The organism is bacterium, assembly GCA_030019025.1.
GTDB lineage: Bacteria > Hydrothermota > Hydrothermia > UBA1063 > UBA1063 > UBA1063.
This window is the reverse complement of sequence record JASEFR010000007.1, coordinates 36,891-47,480: the sequence shown is the minus strand read 5'-3', so window position 1 is coordinate 47,480 and position 10,590 is coordinate 36,891. Positions and strand designations below refer to the sequence as shown.

The window sequence follows — 10,590 nt, the reverse complement described above, 5'->3', positions numbered from 1 at the left end:
CCCTGGTGCGAATTCCTCTAATATTATATTGTTCTCCAATTTCTTCATTCATAATCCTTCTCAGGCTACGCTCAGAACTTGCTCAGGATTGGCCTCCTGGGCATTGATTTCTTTTAAACTGCCCCTGTCAAACTCTACTCTTGAGATCTTTGCAGGTTTGAATCCTTCTATAAGAACCTCAATTGCTTTTTCGGGGTCTACTTCGTCTGAACAGTAGAAGAAGTCAATAGCTGCGAAACCATGTTCTGGCCAGGTGTGTATGGATATGTGAGATTCTTCAATTATGATTACTCCAGATACGCCGTGAGGTTTGAACTGGTGGAAGAAGGTGCCAATGGAGTGGGTATTAGCTTTCTGTGCAGCCTCTAACATCACTCTCTCTACATAATCTCTTCTTGTTAGGGTATTGGGATCACAACCGAAGAACTCAAGGATGATATGCACACCCAGGGATTTTTTCAATTCTTCCTGCCTCCTCTTTGTTAATGTCACCAATTATCAATATATAATATCCCCACAATTTTTTCACTTTCACTCTCCATAACTAACCTCGAGTAGTGTTTAATTATAGGAAGTTTGTCACGTATTGTCAACACTAAATAATATCCAGGGATTTAGCGACTTTTTCCATCCTGATTAATGCGATATCAAGGTCTTCTTTGGAGTGCAGAACGGAAGGGATTAGCAATATCTTTGACTTTCCAAGGGGTACTAAAGGGTAATTCAAAAGGTTTGTGAAAATTTTGTTTTCCAAAAGAGCGTTGTAGAATTCTTCTGCTTTATCCCTTTCCCCTATGAGAATAGGGATCAAAGGTGTAAAATCTCCCAGGACTTTGAAACCTCTGGCGGCAAGTTCGTACCTCAAATAGTTTGCATTGTCGTTTAATTTCCTTAAAGGACTTTTTTCTGAGTTAAGGAACCTTACAAACCAAAGAGTGATACCTGCTTGAAATTCAGAAGGTCCTGGATTGAAAGAATGTTCTCTTAAATCAGATTCAAAAATCTCTGAGAAACTTTCGGATGAGACTACATAGGAAGCAGAAAAAGGGAGAAGGTGCGCGAAAGTCCCTGTGATTACCCAGTTTTGCGGTAAGGTATTGGTTAAACTTTTAATTCCCTCTCCTCCCTCTCCCAAGAGCCCATCTGCCCAGGATTCAAACACAACAATAATGATCCTCTCGTCTTTTGAAATTTCTATTAATTCGCTTACAGGTAGTAGCTGTGAAGATAAGGGGTAAACTGTTTGAACAAAAACGGCAAGCTTATTATCGGGATGTGTATCTAAGTGTGTTTTTATATTACTGAAAAAGTCGTGGGGAAAGATCTGAACCTGGTTTGTAAAGTTCCGAACAGGTAGAATTTTTGCCAATTCAAACTGCTCGTCAAAAAGAAGGGTGTAGCCCTTTTTAAGCAAATGGCTTATGAGGAGGTTGAACAGCGTGTGTGTATCCTTGAAAAGGATTGCCTTTCGGTGGCCTTTAAGTTCACACAATGTATCTAAAGAAACTTTTAAAGTTTGTCCATCATATTTGAAATGGGGATAGAAGAAAAGGTCAAATTTTTCCAGGAACTGGAAGAAAGTCTTTGTGAAATCATTGCTTGAGGCTAAACCCAAAATATCCCCACCGGAAAGGTTGAGCATAATCCGTTTTCCCTTTATGATCCATGGTCCTCTTTCGTTGTAAATTAAGGGTTCGTAAAACATCTCTACATTTTTACCTTTATTAAGGAAAGTTCTTGCAGTAAAATCTTAGAAATTTTTTGAAAATCGTCAAGGTTGAAAATGTGGGTGATGAAGTCTTCAGGTTGGATGGCGTGGGCCTGTAAAATTTTGATGGCATACGAAATTCTGTATTTGATTGGAAGAAGATTTTTTATTCTTATTTTGAATGTCCCAGTTTGCGGTATGTTTTCATTGCTCCCGTTTAAAAGTTTTTCAGCAAGGAATAAAGTTGCATTGGGTTTTAAGATTTGTAAAATGCTCTTCAACAAAGGTAAATTCCCTGTTAAATCAAAAGCGTAGTCTGGTTTTTCTCCATATCCTTCAAAAAATTGGAAGAGGCTGGTAGGTTCTTCTGTGTAATGAGTTCTAAGGACAGGTTTTAAAAAGGTTCTTAGGCGGGTTGAAGTTGATAGCAAAGCGGTTTCTATAAAGCCTGAGATAAGTAAAAGATTGTTAAAGAATAAATCTTCTATACTGCTTGCGATTATGATCCCGGTTGATCCCGGTTTAATTTCCTCCGGTATGTATGCAAGGAGTTCAGCGATCAATGGTAAGAAAACCGCCTTCTCTTTTGGTATCTCGGGCGGGACTTTAAAAAGGAAATCTGATTTAATTGTGAGGTATTCTGCAAAGAAACCGTTGACATCCTTTCCTGGAATTGATGGGTTCTCACAGAGATGGTATTCAAAATCTTTACAGGCTTCGCAAGAACCACAAAAGAAAGTGGTAATCCCACTAACTGTATCGCCCGGAGCAAAATCTTTAACATCGCTTCCTGTAGCTATTACTTCTCCTACGAAAAATCTACCGGGTATTATCTCGCTTTCCGAAGCAACATTTTTAAGGTCCTTCTGGGTTAAAATCAGAAAATTTGTTTTTACAAGTACTTCCTTTTCTTGCGGGACGGGAGTCTGAAGATCCCTCTGTGCGAGTTCTTGCTTCTCTTTCGAGAAGAATATCGCTTTCATAATTCCAGTTTCGCTATTATTTTTTCGGCCAGTTCGAGGAAAGCCTCGACAATCTTCGAGTTTCCATTTTCATCTTGTAATACGATCGGGACCCCCTCGTCCCCACTGGTGCTTATAGCTGGGTATAATGGAATTTGACCAATTATCTCTACTTCCATAGTTTCTTTCAGCTTTTGCGCGCCCCCCTGACCGAAAATGTAGGTTATGTTAGAACAGTGAGGACAGATGAAATAACTCATGTTTTCCACCACTCCTAAGACCTCAACGTTAGACTTTCTGAACATGTTTATAGCCTTTTTGACTTCTATGAGAGAGACATCTTGAGGAGTTGTTACTATGACAGCACCGTCAAGATTTACAAGCTGAATTGCACTTAGCTGTGCATCTCCGGTGCCCGGGGGAAGGTCAATTACCAGAATATCAAGAGGTGCCCAGTAAGTATCGTAAAAGAATTGCTCGTAAGCCTTGTGAATGAGCGGGCCTCTCCAAAGGATGGGTGTCTCCTCCTCCACAAGCTGTCCCATAGACATTATTTTTAACCCGAATCTTTCAACCGGTAGCATTTTGTTATTTTCAACTAATGGGGCCAATCCATCTATACCAAACATTCTGGATATTGAAGGTCCGTAGATATCACCATCAAAGAGCCCCACTTTCAATCCTTTTTTCATAAGGGCTGAGGCGAGATTGGCTGCAACAGTAGATTTTCCGACTCCACCCTTTCCACTTCCAATTGCTATGACTTTCTTTACTCCTTCAATTTTCTTACCCCTTGCCTTTTCACGCCTTTGGAGGTTAGGTCTTTCAATTTTTTTGATGATTTTGTTGATCTTAATATCTTTTAGGTCGAATTCTTGCACCGCCTCTTTTACCATTTTTTCAAACTCTTCCATCTCAGTTTCAGAGGCGATTAAGGTCAGGGATAGGGTTTCACCAGAAAGTGATATGTCTTTGATTATTCCAAGTTTGAAGAGAGTTTCACCTGTGATAGGGTCTTTTAAACCGGTAAGTTTTGAATATACTTCTTTAAAGGTTGCCATTTTCCCTCCTTACATTGTTATTATGTCTTTTAACTTTGGCTTTATAATATCTTTGAATCCAGCCTCTTCCAGTTTTTGGGCCAGCACGTCCCTTTCCGACTCTTCCCCATGGGTTATTACTATTTTCGCATTTTTGTTTACAGCGGAAATCCAATCTAAAATTTCTTGTTGATCTGCATGAGCTGAAAAACCATTAATTGTGTATATCTTTGAGTTTACTCTTATAGTTTCGCCGTAAATTTCTACTTCCTTTTCACCATCAACTATTCTCCTTCCAAGTGTTCCCTTAGCCTGATACCCAACAAAAACGACGGCGCATTCCTCACGCCACAAGTTGTGCTTCAGGTGGTGTTTAATTCTTCCCCCTGTACACATGCCAGAGCCTGCTATGATAATTGCACCATTTTTTATGTTGTTTATCTGCATTGAAGCTTCTTTGGTCTGCGTAAAGAAAAGATTTGGGAAACTAAATAGATCTTTTTTCTGCTTTAATAGTTCACGGGCTTCGTCGTCAAAAACTTCTTTATGTGCTCGGAAGATGTTGGTGGCGGATATAGCCAGTGGACTGTCCAGAAAGACTTTAACCTCTCTGTCCAATAATCCACTTTCCTTAAATTCTCTTATGTAGTACAAAATGTCCTGTGCCCTCTCAATAGCAAAGGATGGGATAACCACATTACCTTCAGGTAGTGTTTCAATCAGTGCTTTGAGCAATTCTTCTTTTGATTCCTCAACGCCTTTATGGTTTCTTGAACCGTAGGTAGATTCAATAACAACAAGCTCTGCATCTTTCATTTTAATGGATTCCGGGTCTCGGATAATGGGTTTGTTTCGATTACCGAGGTCACCCGAGAAGATGACTTTATGACCGTCAATCGTCATTTCGAGAAAGGAAGAACCAAGGATGTGGCCCGCATCACGCCAGGTAATGGTAACACCATCTGAAATCTCAATTTCTTTATCATAACCACTTATGGGCTTGAAGAAAGACATTGTGGCTATTGCGTCTTCAAGCTCGTAGAGAGGTGGGAGTGTTTCAATGCCTTTTCTTTCATTTCTCTTTTTTTGTGTTTCAAATTCTTCCATTTGAAGTTTAGCAGCATCCATCAAAATGATTCTTGCCAGGTCTAAGGTGGCAGGTGTTCCCAATATCCTTCCTTCAAAACCTTCCTTGACAAGTTTGGGAAGCCTCCCAACGTGATCTAAATGGGCATGAGTTAAAATAATATAGTCAACTTCATAGGGGTCAAAGGGGAGTGGGGAATGGTTCAATTCTTCCCATTCACCCTGAAAAACTCCTGCATCAATAAGGATTTTCTTTTTTTTATTTGTAGTAATTAGATACATTGAGCCTGTGACGGTTCCACAGGCTCCAAGAAAGCTAATTTCCATTAAAGATCATCCTTTTGGCGAGGTCTTCAATTTCTTTTATCTCCTTCTTGACTTTTTCGATGTCGAGGGTTTTGTATTCTCCTTTCTCGTAGATAAATTTGCCATTTATAATCGTAGCTAATACATCGGAGGATTTTGCGACGTAAACAAGGTGTGAGTAAGGGTCGAAAACTGGATACATATGGGGACTGCTTAGGGAAATTATGGTGATATCGGCCCATTTTCCTGGCCTAAGGGTACCCAGTTTGTCCCCCAACCCAATTGCGATGGCGCCATTTTCCGTTGCCATTTTGAAGACCTTCCTGGCAGAGAGGCTTTCAGGGTTCATATACTTGATTTTCTGAAGAAAAGAGGCAGTGCGCATTTCCTCAATTATGTCTAAGTTATTGTTGGAACAGGCACCGTCGGTTCCTAAGGATACGTTAATTCCGAAATCTAAGAATTCCTGCACTGGCGCAATTCCTGATGCAAGTTTAGCGTTACTTTCTGGGTTGTGCGAAATACTCACATTGTTTCTCTTAATTACTTCAAATTCCCTGTTTTCAACCCAGATAGAATGGGCTGCAATTACCTTTTCCGAAAGAAACCCTATCTTATCAAGATACTCAAAGGGATAGGCTCCATATCGGGCCTTTATTTCGTTAAATTCCCACTGGGTCTCTGCCACATGTATAAGTAAAGGTACGCCGTATTTCTCGGAAATTTCTTTAGATTTTAAAAGGGTTTCTTTACCTGTGGAGTAGGGAGCGTGGGGGGCAACGGCGGGAAAAATGTATTCGTTTTTTGCATAATTTTTGATGAAGGATTCGGTAAATTCTAAAACTTTTTGTGGGGAATCAAAGGCTGGTGTTGGCCCATCTATTAAACCTTCACCAAGTACAGCCCTGATTCCTGTGCTTATTGCAATCTCAGCGGTTTTGTCCTGAAAGAAGTACATATCCACGAAGGTCGTAGTTCCTGAGGCGATCATCTCTGCAAGGGCAAGAGGTATGGCTTTTTCAATGAAATCCCTATTTACCAGCTTCAATTCCGTTGGCCAGATGTATTTTTCTAACCATGTTTTAAGGGGGAGGTCATCGGCCATACCCCGCATACCGACCATCGCGGCGTGGGTATGGGTGTTGATAAAGCCGGGGCAGATAATTGCATCCTTGAAATCGTAAATTCTGTATTCAGGATTTTCTTTTAAATCCTCAGCTTTTCCCGTTTTCTCAATGAGATTTCCGCTTATGGCTATAAAGCCATCTTCAACAAAATTTTCTGAATCGATGAGAATGAATCGGCCTTTAAGGATTATCTTGTCAGACATTGTATCCAAAGCTTCTTAATTTCTCTTTTCCCTCTTCCGTTATCATCTCTGGTGTCCAGGCAGGTTCCCAGGTGATTTCAACTTCCACGTTGCCGATACCGGGAATTTCGGAGAGTTTTTCCTTTACTTCCTGTGGGAGAACATTTGCCAGCGGGCATCCGGGTGCAGTAAGGGTCATTAAAATATGAACATTATTGCCATTAATTTCGATGCCGTAGATGAGACCCAAATTATAAATATCCACCGGGATTTCCGGATCGTACACTTCCTTCAATTTTTTTATGATCTCTTCTTTTAAATCCATTTGATCCTCCTTCCGCATTTCTAATTATAGTGTGCTGTTTTTGAATTTTGAAAAATGGTGGCTCAACTTTAAAATTTCATAGATGCCAGCCAATGCAGATTTTTATAAGTCACTGCTTTTAAAGTTTAGCAATAGGGAGAACCTGAAAAAGGTATATGTCTTTTGGGGGAAGGAAGAGTATCTCATGGATGTGGCGGTAGAAAGGATATGTACGACTCTTTCCGCACAGAAAGTCATTGTGGATGGGTCTTCTAAGGACCTTGTCGAAGAGATAACTTCTAACCTTCAAGGTGGGCTGTTTCAGGTTGAAAAGGTACTTGTTGTAAAACACGTTGAAAAGCCAGAGAAAGTTCTTAAATTCCTTGATCTCTTCCTAAAAACGGAGGGCCATTTCATTATAATCTTCAGAGATTGGAAACCTCAACAGCTACCTAAGGGAGTTGAGACCGTTTATTTTGATAGCCTTGATGACGGTTCTTTCAGAATTTGGTTAAAGGACAAAATTGAAAAAGTAGGAAGAAAAATGTCAGAACAAAAGATGGAATATTTAGCGAAGAGGATGCCGAGGGACCTGAGAACTGCTTTAAACGAGCTTAAGAAATTGGAACTCATATCCTATGGACAACATGAGATTAAAAATGGAGATTTTGATGTAATTAGCGACTACCAGGACTTTTATGTTTCTGAAGTGCTTGAGAGTATATTAAATTCTGAGGAGAGCGCACCTTTAAAATTCTTACGGGTTTTGGATAACGTAGAACAGCCCACATACATAACCGCTGGCTTTATCAATTATTTTTTGAGAGAGTTACAAAGTGAAAGGGAAAAGGGTAGGTTTTCAAGGGGTGATATCTTTAGAATATTGCTGACCATTACCCGAGTTGATGCCCAGCTCAAAAGCTTGCCCGTGAACAAGAGACTTATATTATTGGAGCTTTTTGAGAATTTAAAAGTAAATGTGGGTTAAATTTTTAATTTTGCTTTTTGTTTTCGGCACCTTTGATACGACCTCTTCCGAGATGATGATGAATTATTACGAAAGCACGGGCGATTTTGTTAGCGCTTTAGAGGAGGCTAAATCGCTTTACCATAATACTGGGGATTTCTTCTATCTTAAAAAGATGATATTATACGCGATGAGGTTGGGTAACGTTTCTGATGGATTAAAGTGGGGATTTGATTATCTGGACAAGGAGTTTGACCATGATGTTTTCTTTTTAATTGTAAGTAAGCTAAAGGAGGGTAAGGATTTATCTGAATTCAGAGATATAATTAAAAAATACTCGAGCCTGAATGATTCCCTTAGTTTCTACGAAGGCTATCTTTATTATTTGGAAGGTAATTATGAGAAAGCGTTACCTTGCTTTGAGAGATCTAAGTCCTATTTTTCAGCTTTACCAGTCTTTGTTTCTTCGTATTTAGATCTTCTATGGAAGCTTCGTAAAACCGATTTGCTGAAAAACTATCTTGACAGTGTTAATACAGGTTTGCCGCAACTTAAGTTTTTAAGAGGACTTTATTACAAACTAATAGGATTAGATGATTCCGCTCTCTTGATTTTTAAAGGGCTGTATAAAGAAGGTTTAGGGGACATAGGCTTTTTAAAAGTTTACATGCAGAGTCTCGACGAGGCTGGTAAATATGAGGAAGCCGACTCCGTTGCTGAAAAACTAAAAAAGGTGATGCCTTTTTCTTCGGAGGTTAGGAAACTACTGGGACTTCATTACCTCAATAGGGGGGATTATGCCACCGCTTTAAGTGAATTTCTCGTTGCCTCCGGACTTCAAGAAGGTGACGCCGATGTCCATTATTACCTATCCAGAACCCTTTATGCCCTTGGCGCCATTCAAGATGCTCTTAAAGAGATTGAAAAGGCCGTGAAATTGAATCCATATTCCCGGGAGTACCTCTATTACCGGATATTTCTTCTGCTTTCCGCTGGCAGGAACGATGAGGCTTTAAGATACATATATATTACTGAACGAAATCTTGGAGAAGAAAGTTATCTGTTTTATCTTAAAGCGGAGGCTTTTAAAAGAAGAGATGATAGGGAAAATGCTTTTAGGAACTATTTGAAGGCGCTGGAACTTGATAGCCTCAATTTAAAAAGGTATATAGATCTTCTCGAATATGCGAAGATTGCAAAAATTGGCCTGGATTTCAAAGGATATCTAAATAGGGCACTTAGAGTGGCGAGGGAAGGGATTGATTCCATTAATGTTGCTTATATTGCTATGGAGTTGAGGGAATACGAGTTTGCAATGAACATTATGGAAAAGATGGTGGAAGCAGGCTATGAGGATCCTCTACTTTACAACAACCTTGCTTATGCTTTATGCGAGCTTGATAAGGATTTGGAAAGGGCAATAAATTTAGTAGATCAATCCATTAAGGCTCAGCCGGACGATTACCATTTTCTGGATACGAAAGCCTGGATTTTGTTTAAGATGGGTAGGATTGATGAGTCTTTAAAGCTCATCGAGGAGGCTATTCAAAAAGGTGGAGCAGACGATCCGGAAGTGAAGATTCATTATAAACTTATAAAAGGAACGAAGGGTTTAAGTAATGAGTAAAGTTGTTATAATTACGGGTAAAGCTGGCACGGGTAAAACAACGGTGGCAGACATATTGCGGAAGTACGGGTTTAATGTTTTAGACGTTGATTCCCTTGCTCATTCTCTCCTTCAAGATTTTAAGGATGATATCGCAAGGGAATTTGGAAAGGAGGTTCTCGGTTGCGATGGCATAATAGACAGAAAAAAACTGGGCGAACTGGTTTTCAAAGACCCGGAGAAGATTGCAAAATTGGAGCGGATTTTACATCCCGTTCTTGGAAGGCGCATAAAGGAGATGGTAGAAGGTAGGGAAGGCAATATATTCATAGATGTTGCAATTCCCAAAAAGCTCTCTCTGTACACAATTGCAGATTTTACCATCGTGGTAACGTCACCGCAGGAATTGGTAGTGGAAAGGCTCAGAAAGAAAGGGTGGGCAGAAGAGAAGATAAAAGCAGTTATGGAGTGGCAAACGGAGGAGTTTCCTGAGGGCAAGTATTATCTGGTTCCTAATAGTGGCACCTTGGAGGAATTGGAAAAAAAGATCCTTTCGATTTTAAAAATGGAGGGCTTTTTGAATGGAAAAGATTAAGGGATTTTTGAAACTGATAAGGCCATTGAATCTTTTGATTGTTATATTTGCCTCTTTTGTTGCTTTTATGATTACTGGTTTGTGTGGAAATCCCATCTCCTTCGCAAAATTCTTGATTCCAATCCTGTTGCTTGCTGCTTTTTCAAACTCTTTGAACGATTTTATGGATGCAAAATTGGATGAGAAGGCTCATCCTCACAGGCCTATTCCTTCAGGGCTTCTTAGCTTGAAGGATGCCTTATTTTTTAACATTATCCTCGGATTTTTTGCCTTTTTGAGTTCTATTTTATACGGGACTCAGACTGCCCGTGCCGTTTTTGTGATGGGCTTAATCCTCGCAATTCTTTACGATGTTTATTTCAAAAGGGTCGCTTTTATTGGAAATTTCATCGTTAGTTTCCTCACCTCTTATCCGTTTCTTCTTCTGGCGTTGGAAACTGGGAGTTTTCATCTTTTGTGGTATCCTGTCTTGTGTGCAATAATATACAATCTTGCCCGTGAGGCGGTCAAGGATATGGAAGACTTCAGTGCTGACGAGGAATTCGGATATAAGACTCTTCCAGTTTATCTGGGTGAAAAGGGTGTAAAATACTATGTGACTTTTTTGCTTTTTTTGCTTTTCATCTTCTCAATCATCGCTTACTTTAGGGCTTTTCCGAGGGCAATTTTCGTAGTTTACATGTCCATCTTGTGGATCTACCTTGGTT

Annotated in this window: 11 protein-coding genes; 4 read left to right on the top strand and 7 right to left on the bottom strand. The window is 39.8% G+C overall.

Annotated features, from left to right (window positions below; genetic code table 11):
- Window positions 1-60: 60 nt before the first annotated feature.
- From speD to QMD82_02965, 7 genes are all read right to left on the bottom strand, one after another.
- The gene (gene speD / locus QMD82_02995; GenBank protein MDI6850888.1) at window positions 61-462 is read right to left on the bottom strand and encodes an adenosylmethionine decarboxylase; all 402 of its coding nucleotides are present in this window, start codon (window positions 460-462) and stop codon (window positions 61-63) included.
- Between the two features lie 133 nt (window positions 463-595).
- The gene (locus tag QMD82_02990; GenBank protein MDI6850887.1) at window positions 596-1,705 is read right to left on the bottom strand and encodes a hypothetical protein; all 1,110 of its coding nucleotides are present in this window, start codon (window positions 1,703-1,705) and stop codon (window positions 596-598) included.
- 2 nt (window positions 1,706-1,707) lie between these two features.
- A complete protein-coding gene (locus QMD82_02985) occupies window positions 1,708-2,691 on the bottom strand; it encodes an alcohol dehydrogenase catalytic domain-containing protein (protein ID MDI6850886.1) in 984 nt (327 codons plus the stop codon).
- Entirely contained in the window at window positions 2,688-3,731 is a 1,044-nt protein-coding gene (locus QMD82_02980) for an Mrp/NBP35 family ATP-binding protein (GenBank protein MDI6850885.1), read from the bottom strand. Before QMD82_02980 ends, QMD82_02985 begins: the two co-directional genes overlap by 4 nt.
- 9 nt (window positions 3,732-3,740) lie before the next feature.
- The gene (locus QMD82_02975; protein ID MDI6850884.1) at window positions 3,741-5,123 is read right to left on the bottom strand and encodes an MBL fold metallo-hydrolase; all 1,383 of its coding nucleotides are present in this window, start codon (window positions 5,121-5,123) and stop codon (window positions 3,741-3,743) included.
- Window positions 5,113-6,432 carry an amidohydrolase gene (locus QMD82_02970; GenBank protein ID MDI6850883.1) on the bottom strand — a complete coding sequence of 440 codons (1,320 nt, stop codon included), beginning with the start codon at window positions 6,430-6,432 and terminating at the stop codon, window positions 5,113-5,115. Before QMD82_02970 ends, QMD82_02975 begins: the two co-directional genes overlap by 11 nt.
- Complete coding sequence (locus tag QMD82_02965) at window positions 6,425-6,736, bottom strand: iron-sulfur cluster assembly protein (GenBank protein ID MDI6850882.1); 312 nt, start codon at window positions 6,734-6,736, stop codon at window positions 6,425-6,427. Before QMD82_02965 ends, QMD82_02970 begins: the two co-directional genes overlap by 8 nt.
- 82 nt (window positions 6,737-6,818) lie before the next feature.
- Between QMD82_02965 and QMD82_02960 the strand changes: the two genes are divergently transcribed.
- From QMD82_02960 to QMD82_02945, 4 genes are all read left to right on the top strand, one after another.
- Window positions 6,819-7,703, top strand: coding sequence for a hypothetical protein (locus QMD82_02960; GenBank protein ID MDI6850881.1), 885 nt, complete (start codon window positions 6,819-6,821; stop codon window positions 7,701-7,703).
- A 10-nt stretch (window positions 7,704-7,713) separates the two neighbouring features.
- Window positions 7,714-9,309 (top strand): tetratricopeptide repeat protein, encoded by a 1,596-nt coding sequence (locus QMD82_02955; GenBank protein ID MDI6850880.1) that lies wholly within the window; start codon window positions 7,714-7,716, stop codon window positions 9,307-9,309.
- Entirely contained in the window at window positions 9,302-9,883 is a 582-nt protein-coding gene (coaE, locus tag QMD82_02950) for a dephospho-CoA kinase (GenBank protein ID MDI6850879.1), read from the top strand. The genes QMD82_02955 and coaE overlap by 8 nt, the downstream gene beginning before the upstream one ends.
- The coding region (locus QMD82_02945; protein MDI6850878.1) for a UbiA family prenyltransferase at window positions 9,870-10,590 on the top strand (721 nt) is incomplete at its 3' end. The genes coaE and QMD82_02945, both read left to right, overlap by 14 nt.

What these genes read in the sequence shown, in the direction of transcription:
- QMD82_02990 (MDI6850887.1), bottom strand. Translation starts at nt 1,705, where the DNA reads ATGTTTTACGAACCCTTAATTTACAACGAAAGAGGACCATGGATCATA.
- QMD82_02985 (MDI6850886.1), bottom strand. Translation starts at nt 2,691, where the DNA reads ATGAAAGCGATATTCTTCTCGAAAGAGAAGCAAGAACTCGCACAGAGG.
- QMD82_02980 (MDI6850885.1), bottom strand. Translation starts at nt 3,731, where the DNA reads ATGGCAACCTTTAAAGAAGTATATTCAAAACTTACCGGTTTAAAAGAC.
- QMD82_02975 (MDI6850884.1), bottom strand. Translation starts at nt 5,123, where the DNA reads ATGGAAATTAGCTTTCTTGGAGCCTGTGGAACCGTCACAGGCTCAATG.
- QMD82_02970 (MDI6850883.1), bottom strand. Translation starts at nt 6,432, where the DNA reads ATGTCTGACAAGATAATCCTTAAAGGCCGATTCATTCTCATCGATTCA.
- QMD82_02965 (MDI6850882.1), bottom strand. Translation starts at nt 6,736, where the DNA reads ATGGATTTAAAAGAAGAGATCATAAAAAAATTGAAGGAAGTGTACGAT.
- QMD82_02960 (MDI6850881.1), top strand. Translation starts at nt 6,819, where the DNA reads ATGCCAGCCAATGCAGATTTTTATAAGTCACTGCTTTTAAAGTTTAGC.
- coaE (MDI6850879.1), top strand. Translation starts at nt 9,302, where the DNA reads ATGAGTAAAGTTGTTATAATTACGGGTAAAGCTGGCACGGGTAAAACA.